This is a genomic window from Rhizobium sp. 10N427 (assembly GCF_056394605.1).
Map to the genome: position 1 here is coordinate 337,189 of NZ_JBFTID010000002.1, position 22,077 is coordinate 359,265.

General features: G+C 61.3%; 20 protein-coding genes and 1 other RNA gene. 6 read left to right on the top strand and 15 right to left on the bottom strand.

Annotation, left to right across the window (positions count from 1 at the left end):
- From murD to AC1DIJ_RS06185, 13 genes are all read right to left on the bottom strand, one after another.
- Nucleotides 1-1,413, bottom strand: coding sequence for a UDP-N-acetylmuramoyl-L-alanine--D-glutamate ligase (murD, locus tag AC1DIJ_RS06125; RefSeq protein WP_112386984.1), 1,413 nt, complete (start codon nt 1,411-1,413; stop codon nt 1-3).
- A gap of 7 nt (nt 1,414-1,420) precedes the next feature.
- The gene (gene mraY, locus AC1DIJ_RS06130; RefSeq protein ID WP_112386983.1) at nt 1,421-2,521 is read right to left on the bottom strand and encodes a phospho-N-acetylmuramoyl-pentapeptide-transferase; all 1,101 of its coding nucleotides are present in this window, start codon (nt 2,519-2,521) and stop codon (nt 1,421-1,423) included.
- A gap of 22 nt (nt 2,522-2,543) precedes the next feature.
- Complete coding sequence (locus AC1DIJ_RS06135) at nt 2,544-3,977, bottom strand: UDP-N-acetylmuramoylalanyl-D-glutamyl-2,6-diaminopimelate--D-alanyl-D-alanine ligase (RefSeq protein ID WP_112386982.1); 1,434 nt, start codon at nt 3,975-3,977, stop codon at nt 2,544-2,546.
- Entirely contained in the window at nt 3,974-5,434 is a 1,461-nt protein-coding gene (locus tag AC1DIJ_RS06140; protein ID WP_112386981.1) for a UDP-N-acetylmuramoyl-L-alanyl-D-glutamate--2,6-diaminopimelate ligase, read from the bottom strand. Before AC1DIJ_RS06140 ends, AC1DIJ_RS06135 begins: the two co-directional genes overlap by 4 nt.
- A gap of 62 nt (nt 5,435-5,496) precedes the next feature.
- Nucleotides 5,497-7,248: a peptidoglycan D,D-transpeptidase FtsI family protein gene (locus AC1DIJ_RS06145; protein WP_112386980.1), complete on the bottom strand. Its 1,752-nt coding sequence runs from the start codon at nt 7,246-7,248 to the stop codon at nt 5,497-5,499.
- Between the two features lie 3 nt (nt 7,249-7,251).
- A complete protein-coding gene (gene ftsL, locus AC1DIJ_RS06150) occupies nt 7,252-7,725 on the bottom strand; it encodes a cell division protein FtsL (RefSeq protein ID WP_112443980.1) in 474 nt (157 codons plus the stop codon).
- A 1-nt stretch (nt 7,726) separates the two neighbouring features.
- Nucleotides 7,727-8,752, bottom strand: a complete 1,026-nt coding sequence (gene rsmH, locus AC1DIJ_RS06155) for a 16S rRNA (cytosine(1402)-N(4))-methyltransferase RsmH (protein ID WP_112386978.1) — start codon at nt 8,750-8,752, stop codon at nt 7,727-7,729.
- A gap of 17 nt (nt 8,753-8,769) precedes the next feature.
- Nucleotides 8,770-9,207: a division/cell wall cluster transcriptional repressor MraZ gene (gene mraZ, locus AC1DIJ_RS06160; protein WP_112386977.1), complete on the bottom strand. Its 438-nt coding sequence runs from the start codon at nt 9,205-9,207 to the stop codon at nt 8,770-8,772.
- Nucleotides 9,208-9,625: 418 nt separating this feature from the next.
- Nucleotides 9,626-10,022, bottom strand: an RNA gene (rnpB, locus tag AC1DIJ_RS06165) — RNase P RNA component class A.
- Between the two features lie 55 nt (nt 10,023-10,077).
- A complete protein-coding gene (locus AC1DIJ_RS06170; RefSeq protein ID WP_112386976.1) occupies nt 10,078-11,253 on the bottom strand; it encodes an FAD-dependent oxidoreductase in 1,176 nt (391 codons plus the stop codon).
- A 210-nt stretch (nt 11,254-11,463) separates the two neighbouring features.
- Nucleotides 11,464-11,991 carry a lytic transglycosylase domain-containing protein gene (locus tag AC1DIJ_RS06175; protein WP_112386975.1) on the bottom strand — a complete coding sequence of 176 codons (528 nt, stop codon included), beginning with the start codon at nt 11,989-11,991 and terminating at the stop codon, nt 11,464-11,466.
- A gap of 266 nt (nt 11,992-12,257) precedes the next feature.
- On the bottom strand, nt 12,258-13,019 hold the full coding sequence (locus tag AC1DIJ_RS06180) for an N-acetylmuramoyl-L-alanine amidase (protein WP_112386974.1): 762 nt from the start codon (nt 13,017-13,019) through the stop codon (nt 12,258-12,260).
- Complete coding sequence (locus tag AC1DIJ_RS06185; RefSeq protein ID WP_112386973.1) at nt 13,016-13,723, bottom strand: J domain-containing protein; 708 nt, start codon at nt 13,721-13,723, stop codon at nt 13,016-13,018. The genes AC1DIJ_RS06180 and AC1DIJ_RS06185 overlap by 4 nt, the downstream gene beginning before the upstream one ends.
- Before the next feature lie 335 nt (nt 13,724-14,058).
- Between AC1DIJ_RS06185 and AC1DIJ_RS06190 the strand changes: the two genes are divergently transcribed.
- From AC1DIJ_RS06190 to AC1DIJ_RS06200, 3 genes are all read left to right on the top strand, one after another.
- Nucleotides 14,059-15,270 (top strand): pyrophosphate--fructose-6-phosphate 1-phosphotransferase, encoded by a 1,212-nt coding sequence (locus AC1DIJ_RS06190; RefSeq protein WP_112386972.1) that lies wholly within the window; start codon nt 14,059-14,061, stop codon nt 15,268-15,270.
- 58 nt (nt 15,271-15,328) lie between these two features.
- Nucleotides 15,329-15,964: a LysE family translocator gene (locus AC1DIJ_RS06195; RefSeq protein ID WP_112386971.1), complete on the top strand. Its 636-nt coding sequence runs from the start codon at nt 15,329-15,331 to the stop codon at nt 15,962-15,964.
- 125 nt (nt 15,965-16,089) lie between these two features.
- Nucleotides 16,090-17,043 (top strand): transglycosylase SLT domain-containing protein, encoded by a 954-nt coding sequence (locus AC1DIJ_RS06200; RefSeq protein ID WP_112386970.1) that lies wholly within the window; start codon nt 16,090-16,092, stop codon nt 17,041-17,043.
- Between the two features lie 25 nt (nt 17,044-17,068).
- On the opposite strand, the gene AC1DIJ_RS06205 is transcribed toward AC1DIJ_RS06200, so the two are convergent.
- Nucleotides 17,069-18,448, bottom strand: a complete 1,380-nt coding sequence (locus tag AC1DIJ_RS06205) for a serine hydrolase domain-containing protein (protein ID WP_112386969.1) — start codon at nt 18,446-18,448, stop codon at nt 17,069-17,071.
- Nucleotides 18,449-18,522: 74 nt separating this feature from the next.
- On the bottom strand, nt 18,523-18,990 hold the full coding sequence (locus tag AC1DIJ_RS06210; protein WP_148194312.1) for a hypothetical protein: 468 nt from the start codon (nt 18,988-18,990) through the stop codon (nt 18,523-18,525).
- A gap of 223 nt (nt 18,991-19,213) precedes the next feature.
- Here AC1DIJ_RS06210 and AC1DIJ_RS06215 point away from each other — a divergent pair, with 223 nt between their 5' ends.
- The 3 genes from AC1DIJ_RS06215 (at nt 19,214) to AC1DIJ_RS06225 (ending at nt 22,048) form a co-directional block, all read left to right on the top strand.
- A complete protein-coding gene (locus tag AC1DIJ_RS06215; RefSeq protein WP_112386967.1) occupies nt 19,214-20,458 on the top strand; it encodes a BtaA family protein in 1,245 nt (414 codons plus the stop codon).
- A gap of 50 nt (nt 20,459-20,508) precedes the next feature.
- A complete protein-coding gene (locus AC1DIJ_RS06220; RefSeq protein WP_112387447.1) occupies nt 20,509-21,129 on the top strand; it encodes a class I SAM-dependent methyltransferase in 621 nt (206 codons plus the stop codon).
- A 124-nt stretch (nt 21,130-21,253) separates the two neighbouring features.
- Complete coding sequence (locus AC1DIJ_RS06225) at nt 21,254-22,048, top strand: glycoside hydrolase family 25 protein (protein WP_112386966.1); 795 nt, start codon at nt 21,254-21,256, stop codon at nt 22,046-22,048.
- The last annotated feature ends 29 nt before the right edge of the window (nt 22,049-22,077 follow it).

A 22,077-nucleotide genomic window follows, 5' to 3' on the forward strand; every position in this document is an offset into this window, starting at 1 on the left:
TCACTTATCTCCTGTTGCCGAACCGATCAGCATGGTGATTCCGTCGAGCGCTGCCACATGGCTGACAAATGCATCGCCCCTGACTTCGAAGTTCTTATATTGGTCGAAGCTTGCGCAAGCCGGGGATAACATCACCGCGACAGGCCCAGTTTCATCTTTTTCTGCATCGGCAGCTGCGTGCGCGACGGCGCGCTCCAGCGTGCCCGAGATCTCGTAGGGCACGGCCTCGCCAAGCGTTGCCGCAAACTCCGCTGCCGCCTCGCCGATCAGATAGGCCTTGGCAATGCGCGGGAAGAACGGCGCCAGCGTCGTGATGCCGCCGGATTTCGGCAGGCCGCCGGCGATCCAGTAGATGCGGTCGTAGCTTGACAGTGCCGGTGCCGCCGCATCGGCATTGGTCGCCTTCGAATCGTTGACGAAGACGGCATTGCCGCGCTTGCCGACCGGCTGCATGCGGTGCTTGAGGCCGGGGAACGAGGCAAGCCCGGCGCGGATCTCATCGGCAGAGACGCCGACTGCAAGGCAGGCCGCGACGGCAGCTGCTGCGTTCTGCGCGTTGTGGCTGCCGCGCAGCGTCTGGATGCCGTCTAGATCGGCCAGCGGAAGCGCCGCGCCATTGGTTGCGTGAATGAGTTTCGTGCCCTCGGCATAGATGCCATCGGCCAGCGGATGGCGGCGCGAAATGCGCACCACCTTGGTGCCGGCCCGCTCGACGCGGTCCGCAATCATTTCGCAATGGCTGTCATCGACACCGACGATCGCCGTATCGCTGCCCGCCACCAGCCGCTCCTTGACGTCGGCATAGTGCTGCATCGTTCCATGGCGATCGAGATGGTCGGGCGTCAGGTTCAGCAGGATACCGGCTGACGGGTTCAGCGTCGGTGCCAGATCGATCTGGTAGGACGAGCATTCGACGACGTAGAAACGCTGCGCCTTCGGCGGATCGAGGGTCAGCACCGCGGTACCGATATTGCCGCCGAGCTGCGTGTCGCGGCCTGATGACTTCAGGATATGGGCGATCAGCGCCGTGGTGGTCGATTTGCCGTTGGTGCCGGTGATCGCGATGAACGGGCAATCCGGCGCATGCGCCCGGCGCTCGCGGACGAAGAGCTCGACGTCACCGACGATATCGACACCGGCGCCACGCGCCAGATCGACGGTCCAATGCGGCTTCGGATGGGTCAGCGGCACGCCGGGAGAGAGCACGAAAAGCGATTGCGACGCCCAGTCGATGGTGCGCAGGTCCGCCGTAGCGATCCCCTCGGCGCCGGCTTTCGCAACGCTGTCAGGATTGTCGTCCCAGGCAATGACATCAGCCCCGCCCGCGACCAGCGCCCTCGCCGTCGCAAGGCCGGAGCCACCGAGCCCGAAGAGCGCGACCTTTTTGCCAGCAAGTGTGGTGACCAGGATCATCGTCCGCTTACCGCAGCTTGAGGGTCGAGAGGCCGAGCATCGCAAGGCCGACCGCGACGATCCAGAAACGGATGACCACCTGGCTTTCCGTCCAGCCCTTCTTTTCGAAATGGTGATGGATCGGCGCCATCAGGAAGACGCGCCGTCCGGTCATCTTGAAGAAGCCGACCTGGATGATGACAGACAGCGTTTCCATGACGAACAGACCGCCGATGATCGCCATGACGATCTCGTGCTTGGTGGCAACGGCAACGGTGCCGATCGTGCCGCCGAGCGCCAGCGAACCGGTGTCGCCCATGAAGATTGCGGCGGGCGGTGCGTTGAACCACAGGAAGCCGAGACCGGCGCCGATGACGGCACCGAGAACCACCGCAAGCTCACCCGTGCCAGGCACGAAATTGATCTGCAGATAGCCCGCGAAGACCGCGTTACCGGCAAGATAGGAGATGATGCCGAAGGAGGCGGCTGCAATCATCACCGGCACGATCGCGAGACCGTCGAGACCATCGGTCAGGTTCACGGCGTTGCCGGCGGCAACGATGACGAAACCGCCGAACACCACGAACATGATGCCGAGATTGATCAGGAAATCCTTGAAGAAGGGGAATGCAACCGACGAACCGAAGGTCGAGCCTGCAGGGCCTGACGCCAGCGACGTGCGCATCATGAAATAGACGGCAATGCCTGCAATGATGAATTCGATGCCGAGGCGGGCCTTGCCGGAAAAGCCCTTGTCGCTCTGCTTCGTCACCTTGAGATAGTCGTCATAGAAGCCGATCGCGCCGAAGCCGAGCGTCACCAGCAATGTCGCGACAACATAGACATTCGATAGGTCGGCCCAGAGCAGCGAGGCCCCGACGATGCCCGCCAGGATCATCAGGCCGCCCATGGTCGGCGTTCCGGCCTTCTTGAAATGCGTCTGCGGCCCGTCTGCACGGATCGGCTGACCCTTGCCCTGGCGGATGCGGAGCGAACGGATGATCACCGGCCCGAACAGGAAGACGATCAGCGCGGAGGTAAAGAGGGAGGCCCCTGTGCGGAAGGTAATGTATCTGAACAGGTTCAGAAATTTAAAATGTTCCGACAGTTCGACTAGCCAAATCAGCATTCAGGGCCCCTTGTTTACCCGGTCAAATCTCGCGCTGCGTGTCCGCAAATGGCGCAAACTTGTCAAGGAGCGCGGCAACGATCTTGCCGAAACCTATCCCCAATGACGATTTGACCATCAAGACATCACCCGGCTCGACCGAATTCAGTACATAATCTTTGAGTTCTGCCGTCGTCTCGCGATACTCGACGGCAACGCTGTCAGGAAGCGATTCCCTCAGCGCCTGCATATCCTTGCCTGCCAGCCAAACATGTTCGATACCGGCCGCCAGAAGCGGACCGGCCAGATCGGCATGCACCCGTTCGGCAAATTCACCCATCTCCAGCATGTCGCCGAGAACGGCGATCCGGCGTCCGTAGCCTGAGGGTACGGCAGCCGCGAGCAGCGCGATCGCCGCGCGCATCGAGGCCGGATTGGCATTGTAGCTTTCGTCGATCAGCGTCAGGCTGCCTGCGCCGAGCCGCAGCTTGTGGCGCTGCCCCCTGCCCTTTTCGGGCTGCAGGGTCGCCAGCGCATCGATCGCCTTGTCCAGATCGGCACCGACGAGCGTCACGACGCCGAGGGCGGCAAGCGCGTTTTCGGCAATGTGGCGGCCAGGCGCGCCGATCGCCACTTCCAGCGTATCGCCGTCGATCGTCAGCCACAGCGCCGAGCTCTCGTCCGAGCCGTTGAATTCGGCGAGACGGTACTCGGCCTTGGCGTGCTGGCCGAAGGAATGGATGTTGCTGATGCCGAGCGCCTGCGCCGTACGCTCGAGGAAATTATACTGATCGTTGTCGCGGTTGAGAACGACATGGCCGCCCGGCACCAGACCTTCGAAGATCTCCGCCTTGGCGGTGGCGATTTCCTTGATGCTCTTGAAGTTGCCGAGATGCGCCGGTGCGATCGTGGTGATGACGGCGACATGCGGGCGGATCATCTGCACCAGCGGACGGATTTCGCCCGGGTGGTTCATGCCGACTTCGAACACGCCGAAATGCGTGTCGAGCGGCATGCGCGCCAAAGTCAGCGGCACGCCCCAGTGATTGTTGAAGGATGCTACGGACGCATGCACCTTGCCGGATGGCGACAGCACATGACGCAGCATTTCCTTGGTCGTCGTCTTGCCGACCGAGCCGGTGACGGCGATGATCTGCGCCCGCGACCGCTGGCGCGATGCAATGGCGAGACGCTCGAGCGCCGCCAGCACATCCTCGACGACGATCATCGGCACCGTTAGACGGCCGAGACCCGCAAGCCGCGCCTCACTGACGACAAGCAGCGACGCACCATTGGCCATTGCCATGGAGGCATAGTCGTGACCGTCGACCCGATCGCCCTTGATGGCGAAGAAGGCTTCGCCTGAAGCAATCGAGCGGCTGTCGATGGAAATGCCTGTTATGCCCTGCGGAAGCGTCCCGAAGGGGCGCCCCGCCATGGCGGCAATCATGTCTTCCGTGGTCCAAAGCCAGTTCAAGGTTTCGCCTCCTCCAAGGCTTCACGCACTTCGGCGTGGTCGGAGAAAGGCAGCGTCACACTCCCGATGGTCTGCCCCTCTTCATGCCCCTTGCCCGCGACAATCAGCGTGTCGCCAGCCTTCAGCATCGCCACCGCCTTGCTGATCGCCAGCGAGCGGTCGGCGATTTCAGTGGCACAGGTCGCAGCCGCCATGATCTCGGCGCGGATCGTCGCCGGGTCTTCCGAGCGCGGATTGTCGTCGGTGACGATCACCACATCGGCCAGACGGCAGGCGATCTCGCCCATGATCGGCCGTTTGCCCTTGTCGCGGTCGCCGCCGCAGCCGAACACCACGACGACACGACCGGTGGTAAACGGACGGACGGAATTCAGAACGTTTTCAAGCGCATCCGGCTTGTGGGCATAGTCGACATAAGCAAGCGCGCCATCGTGGGTATGGCCGACAAGCTCCAGACGCCCGGAAGCGCCCTGCAGCTTTTCGAGAGCCGCCATCGCCACCTTGGCCGGCACGCCCGTCGACATCGCAAGACCCGCTGCAACCAGCGCATTGGCGATCTGGAAGTCGCCGGCCAGCGGAATATCGACCTCGAAGATCTCACCGCCGGAATGCACTTCGGCCACCTGCTTGTGACGGAAATGTTCGACGCGCTTCAGGGTAAGGTAGTTGCCCTTTCGGCCGACAGTGCGGACGTCGTGACCGGCATCGGTGGCCGCCTTGATCGCCTGCGCCGACCAGGCATTGTCAGCGAAGATGATCGCCGGTGCGCCCTTCGGCAACAGCGTATCGAACAGCCGCATCTTGGCGGCCATGTAGTCCTCGATCGTCGGATGGTAGTCCATGTGATCGCGGCCGAGATTGGTAAAGGCGGCGGCGGCAAGCTTCACGCCGTCGAGACGGCTCTGGTCGAGACCGTGACTCGAGGCTTCCATCGAGGCATGGGTGACGCCTTCATCGGCGAGTTCCGCCAGCAGCTTGTGCAGCGAAACCGGATCCGGCGTGGTCAGCGAGCCGTAATCGTTGCGCGTGGGCGAGACGACGCCCGTCGTGCCGATCATCGCCGCCGGGTGACCGGCATGCGCCCAGATCTGGCGCGTGAAGGAGGCGACCGAAGTCTTTCCCGCAGTGCCCGTGACGGCAACCATGGTGGCAGGCTGCTTGCCATAGAAATTGGCGGCAGCCAGCGACAGGAAGCGGCGCGGTTCCTTGACGGCGAGAACGGGAATGGAGGCTTCGACCGGCTGCGAGGTGATGGCGACGGCGGCACCGTTCTTCGCCGCATCGGCGATGAAGCTCGCACCGTCGGCCTTGGTGCCAGCGACGGCGACGAAGGCCGCGCCGTGTCCGGCCTTGCGGCTGTCAGCCGTGAGGCCCGATATCTCCAGCGCGCCCACCGGTCCGTCGAGTTGATCCTTGATTTCCGGAAATGCGCTTCCGGCAATGTCCCGCAGTTTCATCGAACGTCTTTTCTCTCTGGCGCCGTTCACCCCACGCGAATCGGCGCCGTATTCATTCAGACTCAATAAGACACCAACAAGGCCGATCCGTCTTCGCCGAATTGCGGCTCGACGCCGAGAATGGGGGCAGCGCGGCGGATAATGTTCTTGACCATCGGCGCGGCGGTGTAGGCCGCGATGTTCTGGCCCTTCTCGCCGTTATGCGGCTCGTCGCAGAAGGTCAGCACCACATAACGTGGATTGTCGATCGGGAAGGCCGCCAGGAAGGCGTTGAAATTGAGGTTATGGGCGTAGCGGCCATTGACGACCTTGTCGGCCGTCCCCGTCTTGCCGCCGACATTGAAGCCCGCCACATCGGCGTTACGGCCCGAGCCCTTCAGGCCATTCAGCTTGAAGAGATAGCGGATCGCGTCGCTGGTGCTTTTCTTGACGACGACTTCGGCGGTCTCGTCAGCCTGCTCACGGGTACGCGGCAGGAAGGTCGGCTCGATCAACTTGCCGCCGTTGACGAGAGCCGCACCGGCAACCGCCGTCTGCATCGGCGTCGTCGAGACGCCGTGGCCGAAGGAGATCGTGATCGAGTTGATCTTCTTCCAGACCTTCGGCTGGCTCGGCATCTTGACTTCCGGAAGCTCGGTTTTCATCCGCGTCAGCAGGCCGAAGCGCGTCAGATAGTCTTTCTGCATCTCCATGCCGACGATATCGATCATCTTCGCCGTACCGATGTTCGACGAATATTCGAAGATTTCAGGCACGGTCAGCCAGCGGCGCTGGCCGTGGAAGTCGTTGATGGTGAACCCGCCGATGCGGATCGGACGGCTTGCATCGAAGCTGTCGTTGATGCTGACCTTGCCGCTGTCGAGCGCCATGGCCGTCGAGAAGGTCTTGAAGGTCGAGCCCATTTCGAACGTACCGTTCGACATGCGGTTCAGCCAACCTTCCTTGGCGCCCTCTTCCGGATTGTTCGGATCGAAATCGGGCGCGGAGGCCATGCCGAGCACTTCGCCGGTATGGATGTCGAGGACGACGGCACCGGCACCCTTGGCTTCATAATTGGTGACGGCGCTGGTGACGACGTCGCGAACAATGTTCTGGACACGGATATCGATCGACAGCTTCACCGGCTCGAGCGGCTGGTCGCTGGTCATGCCGACGGAGGCGAGATCGGCAAGCCCTTGGTCGTCGATATATTTCTCCATGCCGGAGACACCGCGGTTGTCGATATTGACGTAACCGAGAATGTGCGAAGCCGTCGGGCCACCCGGATAGAAGCGGCGCTTCTCCGGACGGAAGCCGATGCCGGGAATGCCGAGCGCCAGGATCTGGCTCTGCTGCTTCGGAGTCAGCTGACGGCGCAGCCAGGCGAAGTGCGAGGTCTTTACCGACAGTTTCTTGTAGGTGCCCTTGGCGTCGAGATCGGGCAGCACGGTCGCCAGCTTCTCGATTGCCTCGTCAACGTCGACGATCTTGTTCGGCTCGGCAAACAGCGAGACCGTGCGGATGTCGGTGGCCAGTACCTCGCCGTTGCGGTCGAGAATATCGGGACGCGATGCCATCAGACGATCGGGCGGCAGGATCGAGGAGACGATCTCCTGATCCTTCATCGCGTACTCGACCAGACGGCCACCGATGACGCCGTAAAGTGCTGTGAAGCCAAGGATAAGCAAGCCGACGCGGCTTTTCGCCTGCCCAGCCTTCTTCTTGCGCGAGCCCTCGAGCGGAATGCTGCCCGACGGGCCGCCGAAGCGGTTATAGACGCCGGACGAGAAATGCGCCTGGCTCTTCAACACCATGATGCGGGAGAGAAACGACATGGCCTACTCCACCGATCCGGTTGCGATCTGATCCGTATCGTCCTCAGGCTCTTCGACCCGCGGCACCGGCTTCGGCGTTACCTTTGCGGCAACCTTGGCACCGGCGGCAGGCTTTGCGGCGGACGCCACAGCACCCGTCGCATGCTTCTGGTCCGCCTTGGCCTCCGTCACATCCGGAACAGGAACCTCCGCCTTCAGCATCGGCAATTCGCGGGCATGAACGAGAGCGGTGGAATCGGTCGGCTGCAGCTTGAGTTCGTCATTATAGGTGTTGACGAGACGCTCCAGCCGGTTCGGCTGCGATTGCAGCGCCCAGTCGGCCTTCAGCAGCTCGATCGTATCCTTCTCGAGCTTGATCTCGGATTCGAGGCGGTGAACCTCCTCGAGCTTCAGCTCGGCGCGATGCTTGATCGTATAGGTCACGGCCGCCGCGGCCGTCATCACACCGATCAAGACGAAGTCGAACGTTCTCAGCACATCAACCCCCAAGTTTTCCGAGACTGGCCAGGCTAGGCAGACCGAAGATGGACATGTCCGCCGCTTCGGCCGGAGCCGATGTGCGCTCCCCAGCGCGCAGCTTGGCGGAACGTGCCCGTGGATTCACTTCGGCTTCCGCCTGGCTGGCAGCAACCATAGACTTCCCGACTGCAGTAAAGGTCGCGGCGCGCTCATGCGCCACCGGCAGGTGGCGCGAGCCCGAGGCCTTGCCTGCACGGTCGGAGAAGAATTTCTTGACGATCCGGTCTTCCAGCGAGTGGAAGGTGACGACGACGAGCCGCCCGCCGGGCTTCAGCGCCCGCTCGGCGGCAAACAGCGCCTGCGCCAGTTCGCCGAGTTCGTCATTGACGAAGATGCGCAGCGCCTGGAACACCTGCGTTGCCGGATGGATCTTGTCTTTCATCTTGCGCGGCGTCACCAGTTCGATGAGACCGGCGAGATCGCGGGTCGTTTCGAACAGCTTCTCAGCACGGCGCTTCTCGATCGCGTGCGCGATGCGCGGCGCCTGATCTTCTTCGCCGAGGAAATGGAAGATGCGGATGAGTTCGGCGACCTTGGCGCGATTGACGACATCGGCAGCGGAAACCCCGGCAGCCGACATGCGCATGTCGAGCGGACCGTTCTTCGAGAACGAAAAGCCGCGCTCGGCCTCGTCGATCTGCATCGAGGAGACGCCGATATCGAGCACGACACCGTCGAGGCCCGCACCGGGCGCATGATCGGCAAGATGGGAAAATTGCGAATGAACGAGCCGCAGATGACCGGCATGTTCCGCGACCAACGCCTGACCGGCAGCGATTGCCGTCGGGTCGCGATCGAGCGCGATCACATCGGCGCCAGCCGCAAGGATCGCCGACGTATAGCCGCCAGCCCCGAACGTGCCATCGAGAACAATCTTGCCGGATGAAGGTGCAAGCGCATCAAGGACTTCGCGCAGAAGAACCGGAATGTGACGAACCGGTCCGCCACTGGCATCAGAAGAATCTCCGCCAGGATTCGTCACCATTCCGCGCCCTCGCTTGTTCAGGAGCGCTTGCCCGCCAGCGCGCGCTCCCCTCGTGCCTGAAGCTGCGCCGCCTGAAATGCCTGCGGCTGCCACAGCTGAAAATGATCTGCCCGACCAACGAAAGTCACTTCGTCCGAGATCCCCGTGAAATCCCGCATGAAATCCGTGACCATCAAACGCCCCTCGGCGTCGAGCTTCATGAAGACCCCGCCCCCATGAATGAGAAGCGACATCTCGTTCGCAACCGGCGAAAACGGATCCTCCGCAGCAATCTGCCGTTCGAACCTTTCGAGAAGATCCGGACCGCCGACGCTGATCGCCGGAAACACAAAATCCTGGAAGCAATACAGCTCCTGGATATTGCGCTGCGCCAGCACGGAACGAAACACCGCCGGCACGGAAACCCTGCCCTTGGAATCGATCCTGTTGGTCGCATTTGAGAGGAAGCGGCTCATGACACGAAACATCCGTTCCCGAAAGAGCCCGGACAGAAACAACGCGCCCAAAACTCCCAAAATCAGACACAGCTTCGCTAGCCGGATGAATGGAATTCCATCCGGCACTTCCGGAACGGAAGGCGCCTTGGCTTTGCGATTGATGGGCAGATGATTGCCCTTGTGCAGTGCTCTTATGGGATACCATGGGACCATATGGGCGTCAATGGGAAACGCCCCTCTCGCGATGAGCGCAGTATCGAAAATTTATAAGCTGTTAAGTTTAACAAAGGGTTAGGATCGGCATTTTCCGGCACCCGGAAAAGCATCCGTAAGAAAATGGAAATATAGATTGGAGGCCCGATTTCGCGCCGCGAAAATCACGCGATAACAACACCTTCGGCTTTTACGCCGAATGTGCTGAGAGACAGAAAGTGTAATCGCCAGTTGGCCTGTAAGCCGGGTTCTGTATGGCTCCGGTTTGACCCGGAACGTGGCAGCCATTCCTCTGGGACGGCGTTTGCACGCCGCCTCTCGCAACCCACCCGGATGACTGACCTGGAAACCGGCCGGAAGGCTTGCGCCAACCACGTCATCCCTATTCGGTCTTGCTCCCGGTGGGGTTTACCTTGCCATCGCCGTTGCCGGAGACGCGGTGGGCTCTTACCCCACCCTTTCACCCTTACCTGCGCAAGCGCAGGCGGTTTGCTTTCTGTGGCACTTTCCCTGAGGTCGCCCTCGCCGGACGTTATCCGGCACCGTATTTCCGTGGAGCCCGGACTTTCCTCACCTTACCACCTTTCGGCATTGTAAAGCGCGGCTGCCCGGCCAACTGGCAGCGCTCCCTTAGCGGAGCCGCCAGCGAATTGCCACAGCAAATATCACCACCGGCTACCGGAAAGCCGGTTTGAAATCCGTCCGATAGCCCTGGGGAGCAATCTGGCCGGTCAGCAACAGCTCCGCCCCGAGCCGACCGATCTCGTCCGAACTCTTTGCCGAGGTCCCGGCGCAACCGGTCAGGACGGCGATATTGGGCGACGAGGTGAAGCCGATCATCGGGTGCTTGCTGGATGTTTTCGACACCACGCAGGAGGCCGTGGAGACCGAAAGCGGCTTCAGTTCGGGAATCAGACGTCTGGTAATCAGCATCAGGTGATCGCGTGCCCGCGGCCTGCCATCGGTGCGGAACCACGCCCGCAGTTCTGCATCGGTCTTCAGCTGGTAATCATCAGGGTCGCCACCGATCTTCAGGTAGAGCTTGCCATCAGGGTAGCGGATCGGAGGCAGCAAGTAGATGTCGATACCAGGCCCATCCAGAATGAGCGACGGCATGCCGGCAAAAGCTGCTGCCTGCTCCTCGCCGACTTCGAACAGCGTCACCGTCCGCCCGTAAACCGACATGTCAACGGTTTCGGCCAAGAGATTCTCGCTGATAGAAAAACCGCCTGCGGCGAGCAGGACTTTTTCGGCCGTGATGGTCTCGCCTGATGCGGTGATTACGGCGACCGTATCGCCCCGCTCCCGGATCGCCGTGACATAGTCACGGATCACGGTGGCACCACGTTTTTCAGCGATGATCGACTGCGCCTTCACCAGCCGCCGCGGGCTGATATAGCCAGCGTCCTTCGCCTGAAAGACACCGTCGCAGCCCTGCGGCAGCGAGAAATACGGAAAGGTCTGCGCGAGTGCTGCAGCATCCAGCGTCTGGACATCGACTTTGAGCGAATCCGCCGCCGCCCTGGTATCGCTGACATAGTCACCACCGGCCGGCGCGACCACAACACAGCCTGCTTCGGTATAGAAATCCACACCGCTTTCGGACGAAATCTCTGCGTAACGGGCGATCGAGCGGTTGGCGAGAAGCGCCCAGTCGCGGTCCGGATCGACCGTGCGGGTGATGCGGCCCTCGTCGTAATGGCTGGCAAAGACGCCTTGATGCGCCTTGCGATTCTCCGGTTCGTCGGGGCCGATGACAGCCACACCATCCGCCTGCATCGCAAGATGCTTGGCCGCAGCCGCACCCATCATGCCCCGGCCGACGACGATATATTTGAAATCTGCTGCCATCGCTGCCTTCCCTGCCTGCCGGAATAGGATTCCAGAAAATTCGGGGATAGGGATAGCCGCCTGCGAGGTGAGCGGCAAGGCGGCCGAACCGTCTTCAACCCGGCCATGCCTCACCTCGCTTCGCGACGTCAGACACTCAGGCCAGCCAGTTGAATCATTTTCTGAAGTGCAGGCGAAAAGGGATTCCGCATCAACAGGTTACGGGCGCCCTTAGAGAAGCGCCAGAACCTTGCCGCAATAGGCCTTGGAGACCGGGTTCATGCGCTTGGCGGCATGACCGGCATTGTATTTCAGGATCGTGCCGCAGGTTTCGCCGCCGCCGAGTTCATGCGCCATGGAGAGATACTTCATGCCGTATTTGATGTTGGTCTCGGGATCGAAGAGACCCTTCTTCGTACCGGCATAGCCCATCATACGTGCGGTTGCCGGCTTGATCTGCATCAGGCCGACTTCGCCTGCGCTGCCGCGGGCATTCGGATTGAAGTTGCTTTCGACCCGCACCACGGCGGATGCCAGCGCAACGGGAACATCGTACTGCTTTGCGTATTTTGCGATCAGCACCGAATATTTGTTGGTCGCAAAGTCTGGCATGGCGTAGCCGCTGCCACGATCGACGGTCTTGAATTTAACGGTCTCAGTCTTATCAGTTTTATTATCTGCTTCGCCTGCGAAGGCAAAGTTATACCCTGCCAGCAGCACGCCCACGCATGCCGCAGCACCAATAATCGCATTTCTCATGTAGTCTTGACACTCCGACCCAAAGAATTGCCGGACTGCGCGCCTCGCCGTCTCACGGTAACACGCAGCCAAGGAATGACTGCATGCCGCAGCAATTCTTATCGTTTCAGTTGGCGCCCTTCCGCTACACTATACCCAAGGCGGCGGACGCTGTTCAGCGGCAGGGGTTAGACCATCGCAATGAGGAGATAATAGGGAAATGATGTGGCACTGCACAATTCAAGTGTGAATCGGCAAATTCGCCGGTGAAGGCACCGTCACGCCGCTTAGGAATAGCGGGGCAGCGCGGCAAGCAGGCGATGCAGCGTATCGATCGTCGAGAAATCGGCTATCCCATCCACCCGCTCAGGGCGGAAATGGCGCTGAAAAGCCTCCAACTCACCGGCCATCTTGTCGGAGAATTCACCCGTGATTTCCGTGCCGTAACCATAAAGCGACAGCATCGATTGCAGCGCCTCGATCGGCTGCCCCCGGTCGCCTCGCTGAAAGAACCGCCCGCCGGTGATCGGCGCCGGTTCGACCCAGTGCCCGACCCCTGCTTTGTGCAGCTCTCCCCAGGGAAATCTCTCGCCCGGATCGACCTTGCGAACCGGTGCCACATCGGAATGTCCAAGCACCCTTTCGGGCACGATGGACCAACGTTCGCCACAATCCCGACACAGTTCGATCACTGCCGCAATCTGCTCTTTCGGGAATTCGGGCAGGCCGCCGGGATGGCCGGCATTGGCGATCTCGATGCCGATCGACGCCGAATTGACGTCGTCCTGGCCGTGCCAGCTGCTCTTGCCCGCATGCCAGGCGCGACGGATCTCCGGCACCATCTGCACGACGTCGCCATTCTCATGCACGAAGTAATGCGATGAGACCTGACTTTCCTCGCGACAGAGCCAGTCGAGCGCCGAGTCTGGCGTCGACATGCCCGTATAATGGAGAAGAATGATATCCGGCTTGCGTCCATCCGCGCGTTCGCCATGGTTCGGCGACGGCTTGACGGTGGCCTTGCGGTAATCGGCCTCGAAGGAGGTCATGCTGCCCGGCGTTCCTTTTCGATCGCCGCATAGGCGTCGTTGAGGGCTGCCATCCGCTCATTGGCGATAGCATGAAACTCTTCCGGCACACCGCGCGAGACCAGCCGGTCAGGATGATTTTCGCTGACCAGCGCCAGGTAGCGGCGGCGGATCGTCGGGAAATCGTCAGCCGAGGAAACGCCGAGAACCTTGTAGGGGTCACGGCCGATCGACACATGGCGGGCGGCGATCTGCTCGAAGCGCTGCTCGCTCATCTGAAAGATTTCGGCAATGTGGCGAAGGAAGTTCATTTCCTTCTCATGGATGAGCCCGTCAGCCTTGGCGATGTGGAAGAGACCATCGAGCACATCTTCCAGCACCGGGCAGTTGGCCGCGCAGGTGACGCAGAGCGACGACAGCTTCTCGGCATAGGCCTCGTAACCGGCCACGTCCTGGCGCGCCAGATTATAGAGACGGGCGACATTCTTCGCCTGATCCTGCGGAAATTCAAAGATGTCGCGGAAAGCCTGAACTTCCTTCTCGCTGACGATGCCGTCGGCTTTCGCCATCTTGGCGGAAAGCGCGATCACCGCCACAGAGAAAGCCACCTTCCGGCGCGTCTCCGGATCGCCTTCGAAAACCGTCCGCACGGCCTCGACAACCGCGGAGAGCACGTTGCCCGCGGTATTGCCAATGGCGTTCAGCAGTTTTTCCCAGAAGGACATCGAAGTTTCTCGCATCGCAATATCTGACAACACCATGACCAAATAATCGTTGCTAATGCAAGGCAGCGATTAGTCGTAGGGTTGAAAACACTTTTCACAATTCGGTAATTGTGCGCCGATCTGATGCCGCAATTTGCGTCTCGTCTGAGACAGTTTCCACAGATCTCGGCGATACAGTTTCGCCGCCTGAACCGATTATATCGCCGCTTCCGCCGAGCCTTCGCCTGGAGCGCTGATTTTTCGTCAATTCTTTACTTTACAGGCCTCTTTCCCTGCCGCATGCATGCATTAGCTAAGCGCGTGCAATCGCGCATCGAAGCCGTCTAGGAGGGATTATGGCCAAACAGAAAGTCGCAATGCTGACCGCAGGAGGCCTCGCCCCCTGTCTGTCATCAGCCGTCGGCGGCCTCATCGAACGCTATAGCGATGTCGCTCCCGATATCGAGCTGATCGCCTACAAATCCGGCTATCAGGGCGTACTCCTCGGCGACAGCATCAAGATCACCAAGGACATGCGCGAGAAGGCACCGCTGCTCCACCGCTACGGCGGCTCGCCGATCGGCAACAGCCGCGTCAAGCTCACCAACGCTGCCGACTGCGTCAAGCGCGGCCTGGTCAAGGAAGGCGAAAATCCGCTGCGCGTCGCGGCCGAACGGCTCGCCGCTGACGGCATCACCATCCTTCACACGATCGGCGGCGACGACACCAATACGACGGCAGCCGATCTCGCTGCCTATCTCGCCGCCAACAACTATAACCTGACCGTCGTCGGCCTGCCGAAAACCGTCGATAACGACGTCGTGCCGATCCGCCAGTCGCTTGGCGCCTGGACGGCTGCCGAAGTCGGCGCGTATTTCTTCGACAATGTCAGCAACGAGCAGAGTGCTGCCCCGCGCACCCTCGTCATCCACGAGGTCATGGGCCGCCACTGCGGCTGGCTGACGGCCGCGACCGCCGATGCCTATCTGCGCCGCACGAAGCACAATGAATATGTCGACGGCATGCTGATGAATGCCGGCATGAAGAGCATCGACGCCGTCTACCTGCCCGAGATGGCCTTCGACCTGCAGGCCGAAGCCGCCCGTCTTAAGGAAGTGATGGACCGCACCGGCCACGCCACCGTCTTCGTCTCGGAAGGCGCCTGCCTCGATGCCATCGTCGCCGAGCGCGAAGCCGCCGGCGAGACCATCAAGCGTGACGCTTTCGGCCATGTGAAGATCGACACGATCAATGTCGGCGGCTGGTTCCAGAAGCAGTTTGCGAGCCTTTTGAATGCCGAACGCTCGCTCGTTCAGAAGTCCGGCTATTTCGCCCGCTCGGCCACTGCCAACGTCGACGATCTGCGCCTGATTCAGAGCATGACCGATCTTGCGGTCGAAAGCGCACTCAACAGGGTCTCCGGCGTCACCGGCCACGACGAAGACCAGAACGGCAAGCTGCGCACCATCGAATTCCCCCGCATCAAGGGCGGCAAGGCCTTCGACACCTCGACCAAGTGGTTCGCCGAACTGATGAATAAGATCGGCCAAAAATACCGCGCCGCATGATTGACGCAGGGTTGATATGGTGTCTTTGCTTGTTTCTTGGGGAATAGGAGGAGATTCCATGTCGCTCGAAGCCTGGCTCGCTTTTGCCGCTGCTTCCGCCATTATGCTGGCCATTCCGGGGCCGACGATCCTGCTCGTCGTATCCTATGCGCTCGGCCATGGCCGCAAGACGGCACTGGCGACCGTATCGGGCGTGGCGCTCGGCGATTTCACCGCCATGACCGCCTCTCTCTTCGGTCTCGGCGCCCTGCTCGCGGCGTCCGCGACTCTCTTTACCGTTTTGAAATGGGTGGGCGGCGCCTATCTGATCTGGCTCGGCATCAAGCTCTGGCGCGCCCCGATCATCCCCGGCCCTGTCGCCGACAACGACAATCTGCCGGAAGAAAAGTCGCTGAAGATCTTTCTTCACGCCTATGTGGTGACTGCTCTCAATCCGAAGAGCATCGTCTTCTTCGTCGCCTTCGTCCCGCAGTTCCTGAACCCCGCCGCTCCCTTCTTCGAACAGATGCTGATCATGGAACTCACCTTCCTGGTGCTGGCCACGATCAACGCTTCCAGCTATGCCCTGCTTGCCCATGCCGCCCGCGGCCTGATCCGCAAGGCAAGCGTCCAGCGCGCCGTCAACCGCACAGGCGGAACGTTGCTGATTGCCGCCGGCGCCGTCACCGCCGGCTACCGCCGCATCGCGGCCTGAACGCAATCGCAATTTTCAGCGGGTTGCGACGCCCAGTCGAATAGGTTAATGGGAAAAATCAGTGCTTAGCTTCTCAGTAACTTTTTAAACGCTGCCTGGGCGGCGCGATTCCCGAAAGTGACAGAATGGTAGCGAACGGATTTTCCGGCCTGAAACGCAGTCTGGTCGTTTCGACGATGCTCTGCGGGATCATGACCGGATGCTCGACCGTCGAGTACACCTCACAGGCTGAGTTGAGCGCGGTGCAGACCGTCGTTCCGACGCCGAAGCCGGGTGAAGACGCGATGATGATGGCCGCCGTTCCGGCTGCCGACGGCTCCGCTCCGCAGACCCCGATGGCATTCGCCTCCGCCAATCCACAGGCAACGCCTGCCCTTTCGGCGCAGGCAGCCGTCCTGCCGATGGCCGTTTCCCCTGCCGATGCAGCGTTCCAGCCCGTGGCCGGCGCCAGCGTTGCGACCGAAATTCCGCTGACGCCAGAGATGACCGCGATGCAGTCGGTGATCCCGACGCCGCGTCCGGCAACCCCGGCCTCGCCGTCGACGCAGCTTGCCTTCGCGGCAACGACGCCGCAGAACGGCGCGCTTGCAGCGCTCGCCGTTCAGGCCAGCGCGCCGCGCTCGATGTCGGACTTCTCCTTCGACGAATCGGCCCCGATGGATCCGCCGACGGCACCGCCAATGTTCAGCGACAACGATGCCGACGATGCGCCGACCGCAGAAAAGGGCTTCGTCAGCAAGCTGATCGCCAAATACGCCAAGCTCTACGAGATGCCGGAATCGCTGCTGCATCGCGTCGTTCACCGCGAAAGCCGCTATAATCCGCGCGCCTATAACAAGCGCGGCTATTTCGGCCTGATGCAGATCAAGTACAACACCGCGAAGTCTATGGGCTACGACGGCCAGCCGTCCGGTCTGCTCGATGCCGAGACCAACATCAAATATGCCGCGAAATATCTGCGCGGCGCCTGGCTCGTGTCCGACAACAAGGAAGACGATGCCGTTCGCCTCTATGCCCGCGGCTATTATTACGATGCCAAGCGCAAGGGCATGGACGACGTTGCCCAGGGCAACTACTGAGCCTCACCATCCGTGAACCGAATGGTCAGGGCGCCGACAGCGCCCCGACGATCTGCTTGACCAGCACCTGCGGCCTGTAACCGAGCCGGCTCGGCGTCAGCCCCATGCGGACAACGATGAGACCGGCGGATGGCACGATCGCCACGCTCTGCCCGTCATGCCCCTCCAGCCAGAACGTATCGCCCGGAAGCCCCGCAGCCGCGCTCAGATCGCCGCCTGGGGCCGCAAGCCAGGCCTGCGCCTGCGTATATTTCCCGCCCGACGACTGCGTCGGCGTCCGCATTGTCGCCACGAACCCTTCCGGCAACAGCCGCTGGCCGTTCCAGACGCCATCCTGGATCAAGAACTGCCCGAAGCGCGCCCAGTCGCGCGCCGTCGCGTAGAGATAGGAGCTTCCGGCGAAGGTGCCGCGCGCATCGACCTCCAGCACGGCGCTGGACATGCCGAGCGGCCCGAACAGCGCATCGCGCGGATAATCGAAAGCACTCTGCGGATCACCGAGCCTGTCCATCCAGATGCGGGACAGAAGCACCGCCGTGCCGCTCGAATAACGGAAGCGCTGGCCGGGCTTGTCTTGCAGCGCCGCATTTACCGGCAGGGTCACCATATCGGGGTCGAGATAGAGCATGCGCGTCACATCGGCGACGGCGCCGTAATCCTCGTTGAACGCCAGGCCGCTTTCCATGCCGAGCAGATCGGCAAGGGTAATCGCCGCCCGCCCATCGCCATGCCAGGCGGCAAACAGCTTGGCGTCGTCGAAATTGAGCTTGCCCGACAGCATCACCCGGCCGACTAGCGCCGCATTGACGGTCTTGGTCATCGACCAGCCGAGCAGCGGTGTGCGCGCATCAAATCCGTCGCCATAGCGCTCGGCGACGATCCGGCCATTGTGGACGACGACGATCGCTCGCATCTCCGGACCGGCCAGCGCCTCGTCGGCAAGCAGCGGCGCAAGCTTGCCGTTATTGGCGGCAGCGACCCGCTCGCCCTCGGGCCACAGATCGTCGCTCGGTGGCGGCGCAGCGAGATCCTCTTCGGGCGCGGCATTCATCGCAGCGCCGAAGTCGCCATCGGGAACGCTGGTGCAGCCAAAGGCGCCGCGATAGAGCGCATGGCCCGGCGCAAACAGGCCGAGGATGCGGGCCGATACTTTCCCCTCCTCGCGGTTGACGGAAACGCGGATCAACCGCAGCAGCGGATTTCCGGGCGCCTGAACGTCCTCGGCAAGAACGGTATCCGGATCACGCCCGGCCATGAACACATTCGAGCAGACGATCTTTGCCGCATAGCCGTCACCGACGCGTAGCAGTTCCGGCGGACGAACATAGAGCCACAGCGCCCCGCCGATGACCGCGACGATCACCAGCGCCAGAAGCACCTTCAGGATACGCAGAACTACTCGCATCTTTCTTCCTCCGCCGGTGGAGAGAAGCAGGAAACGCAATCACAAAAAAGGACTCAAATACAAAAGCCGACGCTTTATTTCGGTAGCAGCTGCTTCTTCTCGATTCTCTTCAGGACGGAGAGACAATTTGGATCGCGACGACATCCCTCGATGAGTGCCCTTTGCTCCGCGGTCAGTGTCACGTTGTTCTTGAATTTGATGGTGATCTTGTTCTGGCGTTCACCGTCGGCTGTCGCCGTATAACTGGGTTTGATGACCAGGCTCTTTGCGAATCCCGGCGGAGTCACGTTGACTTCGCTTTCCTGTTTCAGGACGGTCTGACGGGATCCTTTCACGTAGAACTCGACGGTGACGTCATCCACATACATCCCCAGCGTTCTGTCCTTCGCAATGAGGTCGGCTTTCATCGCGGCCAAGCTGCCGGTTGTGTCGAGTAAGGCATCCCGCAAGGTTATCTCGGTCTCAGGTGGAGGTGGCGTGAAGCTACCGCAGGATGTCAAAAACACACCGATTGTTCCAACGCATGCTATTTTTTTGCTCATCCAAGCCCCCTTCGACCGATCCCCCAACCACCTGAGAAGAGCAGAACACACGCTGAAAGCGAGTCCTTTTGTGCAATTCCCCCAAGATTAGCCAACACTCGGCCACGCGAGGCCGTTGTACCAAACGCAGCCGTCGAGCGGACGGCTGCCCACAGCCCGCGTCATCAAACTGTAGCAGCGCCGCGTTAAACGCCCTGAACGCTAAAAACGGTGATGGAATCAGATGACCGAATTTGCACCGGATGCCGGCTTCCGCAAGAACCGGAAACTCAAGGACGCACTCCTCCGCCACAAGGCATTCTCCAAGGAGGGCCTTTCCGAGCGGCTTTTTGGCTTGCTTTTCTCCGGCCTCGTCTATCCGCAGATCTGGGAAGATCCCGATCTCGACATGCAGGCTATGGAGCTGCAGCCGCACCACCGTATCGTCACCATCGGCTCAGGCGGCTGCAACATGCTCGCCTACCTTTCCAAGGCACCGGCCTCGATCGACGTCGTCGATCTGAACCCGCATCACATCGCGCTGAACCGCCTGAAGCTTGCCGCCTTCAAGCATCTGCCTGGTCATGCCGATCTCGTTCGCTTCCTCGCCATGCCGAACGAAGCATCGAACAGCCGCGCCTTCGACCACTACCTCTCTCCAGTTCTCGATGATGCGACGCGCAGCTACTGGAATGGCCGCAAGTTCGGCCGCCGCCGCGTCACCGTCTTCGATCGCAACATCTATGAGACGGGCCTGCTCGGCCGCTTCATCGGCGCCGCCCATCTGCTAGCCCGCCTGCACGGCGTCGATCTGAAGCAGATGACGAAAACGCAGTCGCTGGAAGAGCAGCGCGCCTTCTTCGATCAGCAGGTCGCTCCTCTCTTCGAAAAGCCCGTCGTGCGCTGGATCACCGGCCGCAAGAGCTCGCTGTTCGGCCTCGGCATCCCGCCGCAGCAATATGACGAGCTTGCAAGCCTCGCCGCCGATCATTCGATCGCGCCGGTTCTGCGCCACCGTCTCGAGAAGCTCGCCTGTCATTTCCCGATGCGCGACAACTATTTCGCCTGGCAGGCCTTCGCGCGCCGCTACGCCGCTGGCGACGAAGGTCCGCTACCGACCTATCTCAAGCCGGAGCATCATGAGGTGATCCGCGCCAATGTCGATCGGGTCACGGTTCATCATGCCAACTTCACCGAGCTGCTGGCTGGCGAGCCCGCCGCATCGCGCGACCGCTATATCCTGCTCGATGCGCAGGATTGGATGACCGACGAGCAGCTGAACGGCCTCTGGGCCGAGATCAGCCGCACCGCCCGCCCCGGCGCCCGCGTCATCTTCCGCACGGCTGCGGAGAAGAGCATCATCGAGGGACGCCTGTCGCCGGCGATCCGCGATCAGTGGGACTACTTCGAAGACAAGTCGCGCGATATGACGGCACTCGATCGCTCCGCGATCTACGGCGGCTTCCACATCTACGGGAAGAAGGCGTGACAGAGATCCGCACGCTTCCGGACGATCGCTCCGAGGCACATGCCGGCCTGATGGACGGCATGTACCGCTACCAGCGCCATATCTACGATCTGACGCGGAAATACTATCTGCTCGGCCGCGACAAGACGATCCGCGGCCTCGATGTACCCAAGGGTGGCACGCTGCTCGAAGTCGGCTGCGGCACAGGCCGCAACCTGGCGCTCGCCCACAAGCGCTTTCCGGATGCCCGGCTCTATGGCCTCGACATCTCGCAGGAGATGCTGATCTCCGCACGCAAGACTTTCGCGACGAAAGCCACGCTGCCCGACTTCCGCGTTGCCGACGCCACCGCCTTCACCCCGCGCGAGTTCGGCGCCGCCGGTTTCGATCGCATCTTGATCTCCTACGCCCTGTCGATGATCCCCGATTGGGAACGCGCCATCGACGCTGCGATCGCCGCACTCAACCCCGGCGGCCAGCTGCACATTGTCGATTTCGGCCAGCAGGAGGGTCTTCCCGGCTGGTTCAGAGCCCTGCTCCAGGGATGGCTGACAAAATTCCACGTCACGCCGCGCGCCAATCTGCGCGAGGTTCTGGAAGCCCAAGCCCATGAAAACGGTGCAGGATTGGCCTTTGAGACGATCGGCGGCGGCTATGCCTGGCAGGCTGTCATATCCGCCAGGCGCGCATAATTCGCTTGAAACTAACCGATTTTTTACGTTGATATGGTGAAAAGAGGATTATTCCTCGGCTGCATTCGTCTTCGAAGGTCATGCTGTGGGGCAAGTAGATCATTCGTTACATGACGGGATACCCATGCGCAGGCTGTTGTTTTGCGTTTTGCCGCTGGCACTTATGCTCGCCGGTTGCAGCTCCACGGGCTATGACTATCTCGAAACCGCTTCGATAAAGAAGAGCCGTTTCCAGGACACCGATCCGCAGGATTTCGGCGCCAAGACCCCGCATCAGAACGATATCCACGGCATCGATATCTCCAAGTGGCAGGGCGATATCGACTGGCAGACGGTGAAATCCTCCGGCGTGTCCTTCGCCTTCATCAAGGCGACCGAGGGCAAGGACCGCGTCGATCCGCGCTTCAGCGAATACTGGCAGCGCGCCCGCGCCGTCGGCATTCCGCATGCGCCCTATCACTTCTACTATTTCTGTTCCTCCGCAGACGAACAGGCCGACTGGTTCATCCAGAATGTGCCGAAGGAGGCGATGCGCCTGCCGCCGGTTCTCGATGTCGAATGGAACGGCGAATCCAAGACCTGCCGCCTTCGCCCGGATCCGGCAACAGTGCGCTCCGAGATGAAGCGGTTCATGGACCGGCTGGAAGCCTATTACGGCAAGCGGCCGATCATCTACACCTCCGTCGATTTCCATCGCGAGAATCTGCAGGGCTATTTCCAGGACTACCATTTCTGGGTCCGTTCCACCGCAAAACACCCCGAAGTCACCTATGCCGACCGCCGCTGGGCCTTCTGGCAATACACCTCGACGGGCGTCATTCCGGGCATCCAGGGGCCGACCGACATCAATGTGTTCGCAGGCAATCAGAAGAACTGGAACAATTGGGTCGCTGCGGTTTCCAAGGATAGAAATTCTTAGTAACGTCCACCGAACTTTCTTGCTTCCGT

What these genes read in the sequence shown, in the direction of transcription:
- murD (WP_112386984.1), bottom strand. Translation starts at nt 1,413, where the DNA reads ATGATCCTGGTCACCACACTTGCTGGCAAAAAGGTCGCGCTCTTCGGG.
- mraY (WP_112386983.1), bottom strand. Translation starts at nt 2,521, where the DNA reads ATGCTGATTTGGCTAGTCGAACTGTCGGAACATTTTAAATTTCTGAAC.
- AC1DIJ_RS06140 (WP_112386981.1), bottom strand. Translation starts at nt 5,434, where the DNA reads ATGAAACTGCGGGACATTGCCGGAAGCGCATTTCCGGAAATCAAGGAT.
- AC1DIJ_RS06145 (WP_112386980.1), bottom strand. Translation starts at nt 7,248, where the DNA reads ATGTCGTTTCTCTCCCGCATCATGGTGTTGAAGAGCCAGGCGCATTTC.
- rsmH (WP_112386978.1), bottom strand. Translation starts at nt 8,752, where the DNA reads ATGGTGACGAATCCTGGCGGAGATTCTTCTGATGCCAGTGGCGGACCG.
- mraZ (WP_112386977.1), bottom strand. Translation starts at nt 9,207, where the DNA reads ATGAGCCGCTTCCTCTCAAATGCGACCAACAGGATCGATTCCAAGGGC.
- AC1DIJ_RS06170 (WP_112386976.1), bottom strand. Translation starts at nt 11,253, where the DNA reads ATGGCAGCAGATTTCAAATATATCGTCGTCGGCCGGGGCATGATGGGT.
- AC1DIJ_RS06175 (WP_112386975.1), bottom strand. Translation starts at nt 11,991, where the DNA reads ATGAGAAATGCGATTATTGGTGCTGCGGCATGCGTGGGCGTGCTGCTG.
- AC1DIJ_RS06180 (WP_112386974.1), bottom strand. Translation starts at nt 13,019, where the DNA reads ATGACCTCCTTCGAGGCCGATTACCGCAAGGCCACCGTCAAGCCGTCG.
- AC1DIJ_RS06185 (WP_112386973.1), bottom strand. Translation starts at nt 13,723, where the DNA reads ATGTCCTTCTGGGAAAAACTGCTGAACGCCATTGGCAATACCGCGGGC.
- AC1DIJ_RS06190 (WP_112386972.1), top strand. Translation starts at nt 14,059, where the DNA reads ATGGCCAAACAGAAAGTCGCAATGCTGACCGCAGGAGGCCTCGCCCCC.
- AC1DIJ_RS06195 (WP_112386971.1), top strand. Translation starts at nt 15,329, where the DNA reads ATGTCGCTCGAAGCCTGGCTCGCTTTTGCCGCTGCTTCCGCCATTATG.
- AC1DIJ_RS06200 (WP_112386970.1), top strand. Translation starts at nt 16,090, where the DNA reads ATGGTAGCGAACGGATTTTCCGGCCTGAAACGCAGTCTGGTCGTTTCG.
- AC1DIJ_RS06205 (WP_112386969.1), bottom strand. Translation starts at nt 18,448, where the DNA reads ATGCGAGTAGTTCTGCGTATCCTGAAGGTGCTTCTGGCGCTGGTGATC.
- AC1DIJ_RS06210 (WP_148194312.1), bottom strand. Translation starts at nt 18,990, where the DNA reads ATGAGCAAAAAAATAGCATGCGTTGGAACAATCGGTGTGTTTTTGACA.
- AC1DIJ_RS06215 (WP_112386967.1), top strand. Translation starts at nt 19,214, where the DNA reads ATGACCGAATTTGCACCGGATGCCGGCTTCCGCAAGAACCGGAAACTC.
- AC1DIJ_RS06220 (WP_112387447.1), top strand. Translation starts at nt 20,509, where the DNA reads ATGGACGGCATGTACCGCTACCAGCGCCATATCTACGATCTGACGCGG.
- AC1DIJ_RS06225 (WP_112386966.1), top strand. Translation starts at nt 21,254, where the DNA reads ATGCGCAGGCTGTTGTTTTGCGTTTTGCCGCTGGCACTTATGCTCGCC.